Origin of the sequence: Mesorhizobium sp. B2-3-6, from assembly GCF_006442305.1 — a bacterium.
GTDB lineage: Bacteria > Pseudomonadota > Alphaproteobacteria > Rhizobiales > Rhizobiaceae > Mesorhizobium.
Window position 1 is genome coordinate 189,540 of sequence record NZ_VFVW01000001.1, and the last position, 15,611, is coordinate 205,150.

Annotated in this window: 14 protein-coding genes; 8 read left to right on the forward strand and 6 right to left on the reverse strand. The window is 63.6% G+C overall.

All coding sequences use genetic code 11. The features are described 5' to 3' along the window. Positions 1–21: 21 nt before the first annotated feature. From FJ953_RS00870 to FJ953_RS00880, 3 genes are read left to right on the forward strand one after another with little or no spacing between them, the layout of a single operon-like run. Complete coding sequence (locus FJ953_RS00870) at positions 22–1,575, forward strand: sugar ABC transporter ATP-binding protein (protein WP_224671391.1); 1,554 nt, start codon at positions 22–24, stop codon at positions 1,573–1,575. Then, positions 1,565–2,539 (forward strand): ABC transporter permease, encoded by a 975-nt coding sequence (locus tag FJ953_RS00875; RefSeq protein ID WP_140499306.1) that lies wholly within the window; start codon positions 1,565–1,567, stop codon positions 2,537–2,539. Before FJ953_RS00870 ends, FJ953_RS00875 begins: the two co-directional genes overlap by 11 nt. 1 nt (position 2,540) lies before the next feature. Then, positions 2,541–2,909: a putative quinol monooxygenase gene (locus FJ953_RS00880; RefSeq protein ID WP_140499304.1), complete on the forward strand. Its 369-nt coding sequence runs from the start codon at positions 2,541–2,543 to the stop codon at positions 2,907–2,909. A gap of 59 nt (positions 2,910–2,968) precedes the next feature. Here FJ953_RS00880 and FJ953_RS00885 read toward each other — a convergent pair whose 3' ends face one another. Genes FJ953_RS00885 through FJ953_RS00895 form a run of 3 tightly spaced genes read right to left on the reverse strand, consistent with a single transcriptional unit; the run spans position 2,969 to position 6,521 of the window. Further along, on the reverse strand, positions 2,969–3,784 hold the full coding sequence (locus tag FJ953_RS00885; RefSeq protein ID WP_140622775.1) for an alpha/beta hydrolase: 816 nt from the start codon (positions 3,782–3,784) through the stop codon (positions 2,969–2,971). 11 nt (positions 3,785–3,795) lie between these two features. Then, positions 3,796–5,283, reverse strand: a complete 1,488-nt coding sequence (locus FJ953_RS00890; protein ID WP_140622777.1) for an NAD-dependent succinate-semialdehyde dehydrogenase — start codon at positions 5,281–5,283, stop codon at positions 3,796–3,798. A 14-nt stretch (positions 5,284–5,297) separates the two neighbouring features. Beyond that, positions 5,298–6,521: an iron-containing alcohol dehydrogenase gene (locus tag FJ953_RS00895; protein WP_140499298.1), complete on the reverse strand. Its 1,224-nt coding sequence runs from the start codon at positions 6,519–6,521 to the stop codon at positions 5,298–5,300. Positions 6,522–6,730: 209 nt separating this feature from the next. Here FJ953_RS00895 and FJ953_RS00900 point away from each other — a divergent pair, with 209 nt between their 5' ends. From FJ953_RS00900 to FJ953_RS00920, 5 genes are all read left to right on the forward strand, one after another. Next, positions 6,731–7,429: a GntR family transcriptional regulator gene (locus tag FJ953_RS00900; RefSeq protein ID WP_140517369.1), complete on the forward strand. Its 699-nt coding sequence runs from the start codon at positions 6,731–6,733 to the stop codon at positions 7,427–7,429. Positions 7,430–7,435: 6 nt separating this feature from the next. Continuing rightward, positions 7,436–9,013, forward strand: coding sequence for a sugar ABC transporter ATP-binding protein (locus FJ953_RS00905; RefSeq protein ID WP_140622779.1), 1,578 nt, complete (start codon positions 7,436–7,438; stop codon positions 9,011–9,013). A 17-nt stretch (positions 9,014–9,030) separates the two neighbouring features. Next, on the forward strand, positions 9,031–10,002 hold the full coding sequence (locus tag FJ953_RS00910; RefSeq protein ID WP_140499447.1) for an ABC transporter permease: 972 nt from the start codon (positions 9,031–9,033) through the stop codon (positions 10,000–10,002). Between the two features lie 57 nt (positions 10,003–10,059). After that, the gene (locus tag FJ953_RS00915) at positions 10,060–11,010 is read left to right on the forward strand and encodes a substrate-binding domain-containing protein (protein WP_140622782.1); all 951 of its coding nucleotides are present in this window, start codon (positions 10,060–10,062) and stop codon (positions 11,008–11,010) included. A 67-nt stretch (positions 11,011–11,077) separates the two neighbouring features. Continuing rightward, positions 11,078–11,671, forward strand: a complete 594-nt coding sequence (locus FJ953_RS00920; RefSeq protein ID WP_140499290.1) for a DJ-1/PfpI family protein — start codon at positions 11,078–11,080, stop codon at positions 11,669–11,671. Positions 11,672–11,893: 222 nt separating this feature from the next. Here the strand turns inward: FJ953_RS00920 and FJ953_RS00925 are convergent, their stop codons facing one another. From FJ953_RS00925 to FJ953_RS00935, 3 genes are read right to left on the reverse strand one after another with little or no spacing between them, the layout of a single operon-like run. After that, positions 11,894–12,400 carry a sarcosine oxidase subunit gamma family protein gene (locus FJ953_RS00925; protein ID WP_224519039.1) on the reverse strand — a complete coding sequence of 169 codons (507 nt, stop codon included), beginning with the start codon at positions 12,398–12,400 and terminating at the stop codon, positions 11,894–11,896. Then, positions 12,393–15,341: a sarcosine oxidase subunit alpha family protein gene (locus FJ953_RS00930; RefSeq protein WP_348641799.1), complete on the reverse strand. Its 2,949-nt coding sequence runs from the start codon at positions 15,339–15,341 to the stop codon at positions 12,393–12,395. Before FJ953_RS00930 ends, FJ953_RS00925 begins: the two co-directional genes overlap by 8 nt. Then, positions 15,338–15,604, reverse strand: a complete 267-nt coding sequence (locus tag FJ953_RS00935; protein WP_140565575.1) for a sarcosine oxidase subunit delta — start codon at positions 15,602–15,604, stop codon at positions 15,338–15,340. The genes FJ953_RS00930 and FJ953_RS00935 overlap by 4 nt, the downstream gene beginning before the upstream one ends. Positions 15,605–15,611: the final 7 nt, after the last annotated feature.

A 15,611-nucleotide genomic window follows, 5' to 3' on the forward strand; every position in this document is an offset into this window, starting at 1 on the left:
GCGCCTGTTCATGCGGTGGAAATGAAAGGCGTCACCAAATCCTTCGGCGGCGTCAAGGCGCTGGTCGATGTCGACCTGCGGGTAGAGAAAGGCGAAATCCACGCATTGCTCGGTGGCAATGGTGCCGGTAAGTCGACCATCCTGAAAGTGTTGAACGGCGTTCATGTGCCGGACACCGGTACCATTCTAGTCGATGGCAAGCCACTCGCCGAAATCTCGCCCGAAGCTTCAAGGCGGGCGGGCATCGCCATGATCTTCCAGGAAATGAGCCTCATCCCCACGCTGACCGTGGCGCAGAATGTTTTCCTGACCCGCGAAGCCAAGGTCGCGTTCGGCCTGATCGACGATCGCACCGCCGAAAAGCGCGCCAAGGACCTGTTCGACATGCTGCAGGTCGAGGTCGATCCGAAAGCGACGGTCGGCAATCTCGGCGCCGGCCAACGGCAGTTGACGGAGATCGTCAAGGCGATCTCGCAGAATGCGAAAGTGCTGGTCCTGGATGAACCGTCGACGGCGCTGGCGGTATCCGATGTCGAGCGGCTGTTTGCCTTCCTGCGCAAACTGAGATCGGAAGGCGTCGCCATCATCTATGTCTCGCACCGCATGGACGAGATAGCCCGCATCGCCGACCGCGCCACGATCTTGCGCGATGGCCGCAACGTCATCACCGCGCCGATGTCGGAACTGCCGATCGAAACGATGATTGAGCATATTGTCGGCAAACGCTCGCGTGGTCTGTCCGACGTGGTACGCGGCGAATCGAATGTCGGGGCGCCGCTGCTTGAGCTCGACGGTGTTTCAGGGGTGGAGAAACCGAAGAACGTCAGCTTCGTCGTCCACAGCGGCGAAGTGGTCGGCCTAGCCGGGCTGCTGGGCTCCGGGCGGTCGGCGATCGCGCGCGTCATCGCCGGCATAGATCCGATCGTCGAAGGCGAGATCCGCATTGCCGGCGAGCCGGTGGCGATCGCCAGACCAAGTGACGCCATCGAGGCCGGTGTGGCGCTGGTGCCGGAGGATCGGCTACGGCAGGGCGTCATCGCGGAGCATTCGGTCGCCTCCAACATGACGCTCGCCGTGCTCGACCAGTTGAGCAGCAAGGCCTTTGTGTCGACGAAAAAGATGCGCGAGCTGACTGATCGCCAGATCGCCCAGCTGCGGATCAAGACTGCATCGCGCGACAGCCCGGTGCGCACACTTTCGGGCGGCAACCAGCAGAAGGTCGTCATCGGCAAATGGCTTTCGAGGAATCCGGAGATCCTGGTCCTCGACGAGCCGACCTCCGGCATCGATATCGGTTCGAAGTCGGAAATCATCCTGCTGGTTCGCCAGCTCGCCAACGCCGGCAAGGCAATCATCATGATCTCGTCGGAGCTGTCCGAGATGCTGTCGGCCTGCGACCGTATCATCGTCGTCTCCGAGGGGCGCGTCGTGAACGATGTCAGCCGCGCCGATCTCGACGATCCCTCGGCGCCAAAGAACGATCCGGTTGCGCGACTCCAGGCGGCCGAGCGCAAGCTGCAGATCGTCATCCAGAAAGCGCTGAGCAAGAGCCAGGGAGGAATACATGTCCACTAGTCAGGCTGCCGCGTCCCAGTCCTCGCTGGCAGCGAGGCTTGGGCTCACCAACTGGCGGCAGAACATCATCTACATCGGTTTCGTCGTCATCTTCATCATTTTCGCGATAACGTTGTTCGACAAGGGCTTCCTCAACCTCAACAACCTGCTCAACATCGTGCGGCAGACGGCGATGATCGCGGTGATGGCGATCGCCATGACCTATGTTCTGTCGGCAGGCGAGATCGACCTGTCCGTTGGTGCCGTCGCGGGTCTCGCCTCGGTGACGACGGCGATGGCGATCGACGCCGGCGGACCGATCACCGGTGTGATGGCGGGGCTCGCCACAGGCGCCGTCGTCGGCACCTTCAACGGCCTGTTGACGACGCGGGTCGGAATTCCATCCTTCCTTACCACGTTGGCTATGATGGGCATCGCTACCGGCACCGCAATGTGGATCAGCGATACGGCTGCGGTGCCGATCATCTCGAAGAGCTACTCCTGGATCTTCGGCGGCGGCAATGTCGGGCCGGTGCCGGTGCTGCTGATCTGGATGCTGGTGCTGGGAGCCGTCGGCCACGTCGTTTTGAGGCGAACGAGCTTTGGCCGCCGCGTGCTGGCCACCGGCGGCGGCGAGATCGCGGCGCGTTATTCCGGCATCGACACCAAGTCGGTCAAGTTCCGCGTGCTTACCATCTCGGCCATGGCGGCGGCGCTGGCCGGAATGCTTTACGCCGGCCGGCTGCAATCGGGGCGCTTCCAACTCGGCCAAGGCGACGAACTGTCGGTGATAGCCGCGGCGGTGCTTGGCGGCACCAGCCTGTTCGGCGGCTCCGGCACGGTGATCGGGACAATTGTCGGCGCGCTGATGATCGGCCTCATCAATAACGGCCTGATTCTGATGGGGTTGGAGTTCAGCCAGCAGCTAATCGCGCGCGGCGCCATCATCATCCTTGCCGTTGCACTCAGCCAGGGGAGGAAATGAGATGACGGTTCCCTATACGGTCATCGGCACCGTGGTTGCCAAACCCGAAACCCGCGATGAACTGCAAAGAATCCTGTCGGGCCTCGTCGAACCGACACGTGCCGAGGAGGGCTGCATCAACTACGACTTCCATGTCGACCCGGCTGACCCCTGCGTATTCATGTTTTACGAGAACTGGCGTTCGAAGGACGATCTCGACAGGCACCTCTCCATGCCACATCTGATGCCGCTGTTCGGGAAGCTCGACGACCTCGTTGCGCGGCCGGTGGATGTCCGTCAATTCGTCATGCTCAGCCAGCTGGCGCTGGCATCGCATGAGCGATCGTTTCCAACCCCGCGCGGTGAGAGCAGATCCGATGGAGACAGGTAAAGCGCTCGGGACGCGGGTGACAGCTGAAAGTGCCAGCTTTTGACGGAACGCCAATGGCCTCAGCCGGAAACCAGGTTTGTCAGCATGGTTGCCGCCTCGGTGCCGGCCAAGCCGAGGTCGAGAACGCTGCTCATGTGATTGGCTCCAGGAAGGGCGGTCTGCGAGACCTGTAGTCCCTGCTCCTTCAGATGCCGCGTAAACGCCTCGGCCTGGCTGTGGAATGGCGGCGTTTCATCGGTGCCGACAGCGATCTCGACCGACACCGACGGATCGAAACGGCGGGTGAGCGGCGAGAACCTGGCTGCGTCCTCGTCCGTTATCGCGATCTCGGCGGCAAGGAAAGAGGTCTGAAGGGGCTTCAGGTCGTAGAGACCGCCAAGCAGCAACGCGCCTTTGATTGTCGAAGTCCGGCCGTCGTCATTGAAAAGCATCGTCGCAAGTTGGGCGCCGGCTGAATGTCCGCTCACGGTCAGGCGCTCGGTATCGCCGCCGTGATCGCCGATATGGTCGAGCACCCAGCTTTTGGCGCGCCGCACCTGGTCGACGATCGTGGCCATCCTCACAGCCGGCATCAGCGCATAATCGACGATGACCGCGATTGCGCCGGCGCGCGTCACCGTCTCGGCGACATAGGAATAGTCGCGCTTGGAGAACATGCGCCAGTAGCCGCCATGGATGAACATATGGACCGGCAGGCGGTCGCGCTTGCCCTCCGGAAAGAACAGGTCGATGGTCTCGGTGGCATCCGCTCCATAGGCGATATCGGCAACCATCGGCATGGTTGCCCGCACCTCCGTGCTGCGACGAACGATCTCGGCGACGATGTCGTCGAACTCGGCGACGTGATCGCGGATGCGGAAAGGATCATTCTGCATGGGGTGCCCGTTCACATGGTCACGGCGATGTACTTCGCCTCCATGAACTCGGCAATGCCGTGCTTCTGTCCGCCTTCGCGGCCAAGGCCGCTCTGCTTGACGCCGCCGAAAGGTGCCGCCGGATCCGACATCAGGCCGCGATTGAGCGCGACCATGCCCGTTTCGATCTTCGATGCCACGTGCATGCCCCTGGCCAGATCACGCGTGTAGATGTAGGCGGCAAGGCCGTATTCCGTGTCGTTGGCGCGCGCGATGACTTCGTCCTCGTTCTCGAAGCGGCTGATCGGGGCCACCGGACCGAATATCTCCTCCTGCGCCATCTCGGCATTCGCGGGCACGTCCCGAAGGACGGTCGGCGGATAGAAATAGCCCTTGTCGTCGGCGACCGCGCCGCCGCACAGGATCCTGGCCCCACGGCCGACCGCGTCCTTGACCAGCCGATCGATCTTCTCGACGGCCTTCCTGGTAATCATCGGACCGCATTCGGTGTCCGGGTCGGTGCCTGAACCGAGCTTGAGCGCGGCCATGCGTTGGCGCAGACCTTCGGCAAACGCGTCATGGATGCCGGCCTGCGCGTAGATGCGGTTGGCTGCCGTGCAGGCCTCGCCGGCGTTTCGCATCTTGGCGACCATCGCGCCGTCGAGGGCCGCGTCCAGGTCGGCGTCATCGAAGACGATGAACGGGGCGTTGCCGCCGAGTTCCATCGAGCATGAGATGACGTGCTTGGCGGCTTCGGCCAGCAGAACACGACCCACGCCGGTCGAACCGGTGAAGGATAGCTTCCGGACGCGCGGGTCGGCGAGCATGGCGGAGGTCACTGGTCCGGGGTTCGAAGTGGTGAGCACATTGACGACGCCGGGAGGCACACCCGCCTCCTCGTACAGCGCGGCGAGCGCGTAGGCGGTCAGGGGCGTCTCGCTGGCGGGCTTCAGAATGACGGTGCAGCCGGCGGCCAGCGCCGGCGCGATCTTGCGTGTCGCCATGGCGGCGGGGAAATTCCAGGGCGTTATGAGCACGCAGATGCCGATCGGATGATAATCGACGACGATCCGGTTGGCGCCTGACGGCGCCAGGCCGAACTCGCCGCTGATGCGCACCGCTTCCTCGGCATTCCAGCGGAAGAATTCAGCCGCATAGGCGACCTCGCCGCGCGCGTCGCGCAGCGCCTTGCCGTTCTCCAGCGAGATCAGCGCCGCCAGCGTATCGGACCGTTCGACCATCAATTCGAAACAACGCCGCAGTATTTCCGAACGCTTGCGCGGCGCGGTTGCGCGCCAGCCTGCCGCCGCCTTCGCAGCCGCCTCGACGGCAGCGGCGGCATCGGCAATCGTGGCGTCCGGGACAGCCGCAATCACGGCCTCCGTGGAAGGATCGATCACCTCAATGAGACGACCGTCGGAAGACGGTCGCCAGTGTCCGTCGATATAGAGGCCGTGCGAGAATGTGGTGTAGTCGAACATGTCCGGATCTTCGTTGAGTTGCCCTTGGGGTACGTTCATCTCATCACCTCTGGTCAGACTGAGCTTGCGGCCATGTCGCCGTCATAGGCGGCCCTCACCAGCCGCCGCATCGCGGCGATGTCGAAAGGACGAGGGTTGTTCTTGATCAGCCGATCGATGCCGAGCGCCTGCTCGGCGGTCCAGTCGATCTTGTCGTGTGGAAGACCCAGATCGGCCAGCGTGCGGGTGATGCCGATCGCCGCGAACAGCCGGGCCACCTCATCGATGGTGGCGCGCGCGGTCGCCTCGGCGCTCTTTGTCTCCGTCACCCCCAGAGCGGCGCCGACCGCCGCTATTTCGTCGGTCGCGGCGGGCAGATTGTAGCTCATCACGTAGGGAAGCATCGTCGCCACGCCCAATCCGTGCGGCGTGTGGGTAAGCGCGCCGACGGGATATTGCACGGCGTGGGCAGCCGCCGTTCCGGCCGTGCCGAAAGCGCAGCCGGCCGCCAGCGCTCCCATCATGACATCGGCGCGTGCGTCTTCGTCCGAGCCGTCCCTGTACGCCTTTTCGAGACTGCGGCCCAGGAGCTGGATGGCCAGCAGCGCGAAATGATCGGTAAGGGCGCTCTTGCCGACGAAGACATGCCGCTGCGGCAAGTGCGGATCGGCGCCGCGTTTGGCGGACGTAAAGGCTTCGATCGCGTGGGTGAGCGCGTCGGCTCCGGCAATTGCCGTGAGGGAGGGCGGGCATGTCGAGGTGAGTTCCGGATCGCAGAGCGCGACCGCGGCAATGAGATGGGGACTGGAAATGCCGACCTTAAGCGTCCGCTCCGGATCGGAGATCACCGCCACCGGCGTCACTTCCGAACCGGTGCCGGCGGTGGTCGGGACCGCGATTACCGGAAGCGTGGGGCCGGGCACCTTGAACTCCCCGTAGTAGTCCTGAAGCGACCCGCCGTGACTGATCAGCAGCGCGGCGCTTTTGGCCATGTCCAGGCAACTGCCGCCACCGATCCCGATCACCATGTCCGGCTTGAAGTCCTTCGCATGGGCGGCACAGACGGCAACGCTGTCACGAGGGACATCCGGGAGGATGCGATCGTACACGAGCGTTTCGATCGAGCCTGCTCTCAGTGCCGCGCTGATCTGCGCGAACATTGGCGTCCCGGCGAAACGCTCATCCGTGCAGATGAATGCGCGCCGGCCATATCTGGCGGCAATATCAGGCAGCGCGTGGCGCTGGCCTTTGCCGAAAAGAATCTCATGCGGCAACCGGGCTGCTGCAAATAGCGTCATGAACTGTGTCCTTCGAATATGGATTGGGGAGCGGGGGATCGGAGATCACCGCTTGCCCAGCGTGCGTGGCGTGGTTCGGGCAAGGCACGGGCCAGAGCCGTCGTCGAGTTTTCCTGCCTCACGAAATATCCTCTATAAAATCGTATAGGATATAGGATTGAATTGCGCGGAGCATCGTGTTAGAGGTCGCCCCTGTCAAGAGGCAAAACATGCAGAATCCAGACCTTACCGTCGACAATGACGCTCGGTTGACAGGCCGCATTCAGCGTGCCAACAGCCTGTCGGGCGACGTCTACGAGGCGATCTTCCAGCAGCTGATGTCGCTGAAAATAGCTCCGGGATCGCGGATCACCGTCGACAACCTTGTCAAGGAGTTCAACGTCTCGCATACGCCGATCCGCGAAGCTCTTGGGCGGCTGGAAGGCGAGGGCCTGGTGGTGAAAACCCATCTGATCGGGTACCGGGCCGCGCCCCAGATCACACGGCGCCGTTTCGACGAACTCTATGAACTGCGCCTGCTGCTCGAACCTGCAGCCGCCGCCAAGGCAGCCGCTGCGCTCGACGAAGCCCGGCTGATGATTTTGCAGGAGGCGGCTGGCGTGATGGCCAGGCGCGTGAGCAAGGACGAACGCCTGCGTTATTCGAACTTCGCCCGCCAGGATGCCATCTTCCACGACAAGGTCATGGAGTTCGCGCAGAACGAGCTCATCCGCGAAACGCTGAACCACCAGCACACCCACTTCCACATTTTCCGCCTGATGTATCACTCGCGGGTCACCGAGGAGGCGCTCGACGAGCACGAAGCCATCCTCGCCGCTTTCGCGGCCAGCGATCCGGTTGCCGCCGAAAAGGCGATGCGCGTGCACATAGAGAATTCGCGGGACAGGCTCCTGCCTGCATTCGAGTAGGCCGCGATGTCAGTTGCCACTCGCATCGACGGAAGCGTCACCGCTTTGCCGCCGGAGCCCACACCGGCTGTGGCTCCGGTGCTGCGCGCGGAAGGGCTTTGCAAACAATACGGCCCGGTGACCGTGTTGTCGGACATCACGCTGGATATTTTCCCTGGCGAGATCCATGCCGTTATCGGCGAGAATGGCGCCGGCAAGTCGACATTCATGCGCTTGCTTTCCGGTTACATCGAACCGACCGCCGGCAGCCTGTCCATGGCCGGTGACCGCGTGAGTTTCAGGACACCTCACCAGGCGCAGGCGGCAGGCATCGCGCTGGTGCATCAGGAAATCCTCCTGGCCGAAGCGCTCACGGTGACTGACAATCTCTTTCTCGGCCGCGAGCTCTCCAGGCGCGGAATCGTCGATGATGGCGCCATGCGCCGCATAGCGGCCGCGAAACTGGCCGAGATCGGTTGCGAGGTGTCGCCGACCGCGCTGGTCCGAGACATTTCGCTGGCGGATCGCCAGCTCGTGCAAATCGCCCGCGCGTTGCTCGACGACCACAGGGTCGTCATCTTCGACGAACCGACAGCGGTGCTGACCGGTGGGGAGGTCGAGCGTTTGCTCGCCATCACCTTCGGGCTCAGGGCGCGGGGCATCGCGGTTCTCTACATCAGCCATCGCCTCGACGAGGTGCAGCGGCTGGCGGACAAGGTCACGGTCCTGCGCGACGGCAAGATGATCGGCACCTATCCCGGCCATGCGTTGAGCCAGGCCGACATGGCGCAGCTTATGGTCGGGCGCGAACTCGCCGCGCTTTATCCTCACAAGCGCGAGGTCCAGACGAGCCGGCCCATGCTGACCGTCAGAAACGCGACTGTTCCGGGTTATGCACGGGACGTGTCCTTTACCGTTCACAAAGGCGAGATTCTTGGCTTCGCCGGCATGATCGGGGCGGGGCGAACCGAGTTGTTCGAAGGCATTGTGGGGCTTAGGCCGGCGACGGCTACGATCGAGCTCAACGGGTCGCCGATACAGATACGTTCGCAGCGCGAGGCCATAGAGGCGGGCATCGGCTATCTGACGGAAGATCGCAAGGGCAAGGGCCTGCTTTTGCAGGAGCGGCTGGCGCCGAACCTGACTCTCTCGTCGCTTGGCCTTCTGCATCCGGGACTGCTGGTTCTGCGCGGTCGCGAATCCGAGGCGCTCGCCCGGGCCGTCTTCAGCTACGACATCCGGGTGAAGAGCCACAACGCCAGGGCAGGGCAGCTTTCGGGCGGAAACCAGCAGAAACTTTTGCTGGCCAAGGTGCTTCTGACCAATCCTTCGGTCGTGATCATCGATGAGCCGACGCGCGGGATCGACATCGCCAACAAGGCGCAGATCTACGCCTTCATCCAGGAACTCGTGAGCCAAGGCAAAGCCTGCATCGTCATCTCCTCGGAGATGCAGGAGCTGGTCGGCATCTGCGACCGCGTCCTGGTCATGCGCGAAGGCAGGATCAGCGGCGAGGTCTCGGGCGAAACGATGATCGAAAGCAACATCGCGCTGCTGGCGACCAGTGACAAAGGCCATGACACGGCCCAAGGAGGAAGACAGTGACGGCGCTTACCCATTCCATGTCTGCCCGAAGCGACAGGCAGCACCATTTCTCGTGGACGGATGCCGGCCCTTTCCTTGCACTGTTCGCACTACTGGTGGCGGGATTCCTCATCAATCCGGATTTTCTTTCCGCGACAAACCTGGGCAACGTGATCACGCGCAGCGCTTATGTCGCCATCATAGCCGTCGGCGCCACATTCGTGATCTCATCAGGCGGGCTCGACCTTTCGGTCGGCTCGATGGTCGCCTTCATCGCCGGCGTCACGATCATGTTCATGAACATGATGGCCCCCAGCCTCGGCCTTTGGGCCATCCCGGCAGGCATGGTGATAGCAGTCGTCGCGGGGCTTCTATGCGGCCTCGCGAACGGTCTCATCGTCACGGTCGGAAGGATCGAGCCGTTCATCGCCACGCTCGGCACAATGGGTATCTTCCGCGCACTGATCACCTATATGACCGATGGCGGCACGATCCCGATCGATCGCTCGCTGCGGGACGCGTACCGGCCGGTCTATTTCGGCGCCGTCGCGGGCATTCCGGTGCCGATCCTTCTGTCGGCGCTCGTTGCGGTGGTCGGCGCATTTGTCCTCTACAAGACCAAATATGGCCGCAAATGCGCGGCGGTGGGCGCGAACGAGGACGTCGCCCGCTATTCGGGCATCTCGGTCGTCAAGACGCGCACCATTGCCTATGTCATCCAGGGTGCATGCGTGGCGGTCGCCGCCATCTGTTACGTGCCTCGTCTCGGAGCCGCCACCCCGACCACCGGACAGCTTTGGGAGCTGCAGGTGATAACGGCCGTTGTCATTGGCGGAACGGCGCTGCGGGGCGGCAAGGGCCGCATCTGGGGCACCATCGCCGGTGCGGTGATCCTGGAACTGATCGCCAACCTGATGGTGTTGTCGGATTTCGTTTCCGAATACCTCGTCGCCGCGGTGCAGGGCGTCATCATCATCATCGCCATGCTCGTGCAAAGATTTTCGAAATAGCCCGTCTTCGGACCGGACGGGCGCCTGTTGTGTGGTCCATATCTCTGGGAGGTATTTATGTTTAGCAGGAAATGGGTTGCCGTAGCGGCAGTCGGCGCACTGATGGTGGCCGGCCAGGCGCTTGCAGCCGACAAGAAGGTGGTCGCGGTGTCGATCCCGGCGGCGGATCATGGCTGGACGGCCGGCATCGTCTATCACGCGCAGGCCGCTGCAAAGGAAATCAACGCGGCCTTCCCGGATGTCGAAGTCGTCGTGAAGACGTCGCCCTCGGCGGCCGACCAGGTAAGCGCGCTGGAGGATCTGTCGGCCAGCCGCAAGCTGGATGCGCTGGTGATACTGCCCTACACCTCCGAGGAACTGACCCAGCCGGTGAAAGCCATCAAGGACATGGGCACGTTCATCACCGTCGTCGACAGGGGATTGACCGACCCTTCCATTCAGGACCTGTATCTTGCCGGCGACAACATCGCGGTTGGCACCAACACAGCGAAGTTCATGATCGACAAACTGGGCGGCAAAGGTGACGTCGTCGTGCTGCGCGGCATTCCCACCGTCATCGACGATGAGCGCATCAAGGGCTTCGAGGATACCATCAAGGGCACCGGCCTGAAGGTGCTCGACATGCAGTATGCCCACTGGAACAGCGACGAGGCCTTCAAGCTCATGCAGGATTACCTGGCCAAGCACCCGCACATCGATGCGGTCTGGGCCAATGACGACGACATGCTTCTCGGTGTGCTCGAGGCCGTCAAGCAGTCCGGCCGAACCGATATCAAGCTAGCGCTCGGCGGCAACGGCATGAAGGACATCGTGAAGAAGGTGATAGACGGGGATGCGATGACACCGGTCGAGACGCCGTATCCGCCGGCGATGATCAAGACCGCTATCTACATGACCGTGGCCAACTTGATCGGTCAGGCTCCGGTTCGCGGTGCCGTCAAACTCGACGCCCCGCTCATAACCCAGGCCAACGCCAAGGAATATTACTTCCCCGACTCCCCGTTCTGAGGCCCGCAATCCGAATGAGGCAAGGCGCGTGATGCGCCTTGCATGCCAACAACAGAGAGGAAGAGCTATGCCAGGCAAGAAGATATTGATGCTGACCGGTGAGTTCACCGAGGAATACGAGATTTTCGTTTACCAGCAAGCGATGGAAGCCGTTGGTCACACGGTCCATGTCGTATGCCCCGACAAGAATGCGGGCGACCTGATCAAGACCTCGCTGCACGATTTCGAAGGGGACCAGACCTACACCGAAAAGCTCGGGCACTACGCGCTGATCAACAAGACGTTCTCGGATGCGGAAAAGCAGCTCGACCAGTACCACGCGGTCTACTGCGCGGGCGGACGCGGACCGGAATACATCCGCACCGACAAGCGGGTGCAGACGATCGTTCGACACTTTCACGAGACCAAGAAGCCGATCTTCACGATCTGCCATGGCGTGCAGATCCTGATTGCGGTCGACGGCGTCGTGCGCGGCAAGAAGGTCGGGGCGCTGGGCGCCTGCGAGCCGGAAGTCACTCTCGCGGGCGGTACCTATATCGACCTCTCGCCGACGGAAGCCTATGTCGATGGTACGATGGTGTCGGCCAAGGGATGGACGGCGCTGGCCGCCTTCATCCGTGAGTGCCTGAAAGTGCTCGGCACGGAAATCCGCCACAACTGAGCCACGAACCAGGTGGAGGCCGGCGCGCTGCCGTGGCGTGTCGGCCTCCACAGTGATACCGAGGCCTTCGCCGATGCGGACAACTATATCGACCGTCGTGCAAAAGGTATGCGCGCGGTGCGTCCTGCCGGTTTAGCGGCCGACAGGATCGCCGGACAGGTCCAGCTTTTTCCTTACGCAATCGCGAGCGGAAAAACGTTACGCACTTTTCCTGGGGTTGCTTTAACGCGCGGCGGCAATCCAGTCGGCAAGGCTGCGGGCGAAGCTTCGCGGCACGATCAGGTCGCAGCTGCTCTCGCCCGTTCGCAGATAGAGCGCCGGCACGTGATGGACGGACGTCTGTACGGCACGGCCGGGAGCCGAAGCGGCGGACGACCAGTCGACCGGCATGCAGGCAGAGAGAATGTCCTGAAGACGCGCACCCTCCATCCTGAATCGCACCCGGCCTTCGCCGAGCAGAACCGAGCAGCCCAATTCAGGATCGATCGCAATGGCCGGCGGTTCCGCACCTGTCTCGACGATCAGCCAAAGACGGCGGGGCGCGATCCTGACGATGAGGGCGCCAGCATGCCGAACCGTCTCGCCGACGTCGGCAGGAAGCGTCGCGCCCAAGGCCTGCGAGACGCTCGTTTCGAATCTTGTCAGCGTTTCTTCCCAGCCCTCGATCTGAACGATCGGGCAATCGGAGGCCCACAGGTTGAAGTCCTTCGACAGCACAGGTTCAACCATGCATGCGCTCTCCCTTGGGATCGAGGAAGACGGAGGGCACGACGCGGGCGCGAACCGTCTCTGTCCGCATCGGGTAGACCGCGGTGATCTCGTCTCCTTCGGCCGGGGCATTGCCGGCGAACAGCGCCAGTCCGACATAGTGGCCGAGTTCCGGGCTGAAGGTGACCGACGTGATCCGGCCGCGCCCGTGGCCGGTGACGGCATCGCCAGGCAGGAACAATATGGCGCCTCCGCGCAGCCGCTTGCCGTCCTCGATGCATTCCAGCCCGATGAGGCGCTGGCGGTCGGGCGCCTGAAACGCCGGGCGGCGTCGGAGGACGTCGCCGACGAATCCGCTGCGTTTGCCAACCATGCGGCCGAGGCCGAGATCGTCGAGCGTGGTGCGGCCATCGATCTCGGGCCCGGCGACGTGGCCCTTTTCGACGCGCAGCGCACCGAGTGCCTCGACGCCATAAGGTTTGAGGCCGAACGGCGCGCCTGCTTCGATGAGACGGCTCCAGGCCTGTTCGCCGGCGCTGGCACCGACATAGATTTCGTAGGCGCGCTCGCCGGAATAGCTGAGGCGGATAACGTGCAGGGCCCGTCCGTCGAACCCGGCTTCGATGACGCCCATATGCGGCAGCGTCTCGTTGGAGACATCGAGCGCGGGAAAGGCGGCGGCAAGGACATCGCGGCTTGCCGGCCCGGCGACCGACATCGCCGCCCACTCGTCGCTTACCGAAGAGACCGCGACACGCAAATCCGGCCAGGCGGTGTCGAGCAGGAATTCCAACCGCGACAGGACGTCGGCGGCCTTGGCGGTAGAGGTGGTCATGAAGAAGCGATTTTGCGACAAGCGCGTGGTGGTGCCGTCGTCGAAGACGACGCCGTCGTCGCGCAGCATGACGCCGTAGCGCGCGCGGCCAACCGGAAGCTTGGCGAAACCGTTGGCGTAGACACGGTCGAGGAATATGGCCGCGTCCGGCCCCCGCACGTCGATCTTGCCGAGGGTGGAAATGTCCATCAGCCCGGCGCCGCCGCGCACGATCCGCATCTCCGCGACATAGGCTTCATTCACGTCGCGTCCGGCATCGCGATAGAAATACGGACGCATCCAGAGACCGACCTCGAGCATCTCGGCACCGTTTGCCAGGTGCCAGTCGTGCATCGGCGTGCGACGGACCGGCTTGAAGTGATGACCGACGGCGCGACCGGCCAGCGCGCCGATCGCGACCGCCGCGTAGGGCGGGCGAAAGGTCGTGGTTCCGGTTTGCGCAATCGTTGCCCGGCGCAGCGCCGCCATGGCCGAAAGTGCTGCGAAATTGCTGGTTTTGCCCTGGTCGGTCCCCATGCCGAGCGTGGTGTAGCGCTTCAGGTGTTCGACGGATTCATAGCCCTCGCGATGGGCGAGCTCGATGTCCTTGGTGGTCACATCCATCTGTAGATCGACGAAGGCCTTGCCGCGCCCCGCGGAAGAGATCGCACGAAAGGGAGCGGCCGGGGCCCCTTCGAGATCGAGTTCATCCGGCGCCGGCATGGCCGCCGGTTTTCCACAGAAGCATGCCGCTTCGACGCCGGCGCGGTGGCCGTCCTCGATCGCGTCGGCGGTCGAGAAGCGCCCCATCATCGCGCCGGCGCCGAACTGGCCTGCCGGAAAGCCGCCCGGAACGAAGCCGTCGATGTCGTCGCGATAGACGGGCCTGACGCCAAGATGCGAGGTGAGATGCACGGTCGGCGACCAGCCGCCGGAGACGCAGACGAAATCGCAGGCGATTTCCGATTTGGCGCTCGGGCCGGCAAGCCGTACGGCCTTCACCGCATGGCTGCCGCGCAGATCGGCGATCCGGGTTCCGGAGCGGATCTCTACGTTCAGGCGTCCGGCTTCCGCCGCCAGACCGGCGGGCGGAGCGCCGCGCTGGTCCGCGACCGTCACTCGCGCGCCGGCGGCGGCGAGGTCGAAAGCAGCGCGATAGGCACCGTCGTTCATCGTGGCCACGAGGATATTCTTCCCCGGCAGCACGGCGAAGCGGTTGAGATAGGTCCGGGCGGCGGACGCCAGCATGATGCCTGGCCGGTCGTTGTTGGAGAACACCAGCGGCCGTTCGATAGCACCGGCCGCAAAGATGATCGAGCCGGCGCGAAGCACGGTGAAAACCTGCCGCGCAGCGCCTTGCGCGACCTGGCCGTCATGCCGCTCGATCAGCCCCAGCGTGTTGCCGTCATAGGTGCCGAAGGCCATCGTCTTGCGCATCAGGGTGACGTTGGGCTGGCCTGCAAGCTCCGCCTCGATCTTTGTCAGCCAGGCTGCCGCCTTGCCATCGGTGCGCTCGGCAAGAAGTTGGCCACCGAGCAGAAAGTCCTGTTCGACGAGGACGACCCTGGCGCCGCTGGCTGCCGCGGCGCGCGCCGCCGACAGGCCGGCAGGGCCGCCGCCGACGACTGCAACATCGGCAAATGCATGCCGGGTCTCGTAACGGTCGGGATCGGGTTCGGTGCCGGCCCGGCCCAATCCCGCGGCTTTACGGATGAAATGCTCGTAGAACATCCAGGCGCGGCGGGTCGGACCCATGAAGGTCTTGTAGTAGAAGCCGGCAGAAAGAAGGGGCGCAAACAGGCCGTTGACGCTCTGCACGTCGAAGGCAAGGGACGGCCAGCGATTCTGGCTTTCGGCAGTCATACCTTCAGCCAGTTCCAGTGTCGTGGCCGGAAGGTTCGGTTCGCGCCGTCCACCGCTTCCGAGCGTAACCAGCGCGTTGGGTTCTTCCGGGCCGGCCGAGAAGATGCCGCGCGGCCGATGGTATTTGAAGCTGCGGCCTGTCAGCATGAGCCGATTGGCAAGCAGCGCGGAAGCAAGCGTATCGCCTCGATAGCCGCCCAGCTCGCGGCCGTCGAATGTGAAGCGGAGCGGCTGCGTGCGGTCGATGCGGCCGCCGGCGGCCAGACGATTTCCAATCATTTTCATGCTGGCATTTTCCTGGCGAAGCCGACCGATGCGATAGCGTGGTTCCTCGTGTCGCGCTCGATGACCAGCCATTGCCGGCAGCCGGTCACGTGCTGCCAGAATTCACGGTGCGGTCCCGCCGGGTTCTTGCGCACATAGACATAGCGGTACCACGCCTCCGGATCGGGATCGTCATGCGCCGGGCGCACCGCGGAAGCGTCGCCGCCATAGCGGAACTCGTCATGGTCGCGCGGGCCGCAGCATGGGCAGTCGATGCGAAGCATTTCTCTC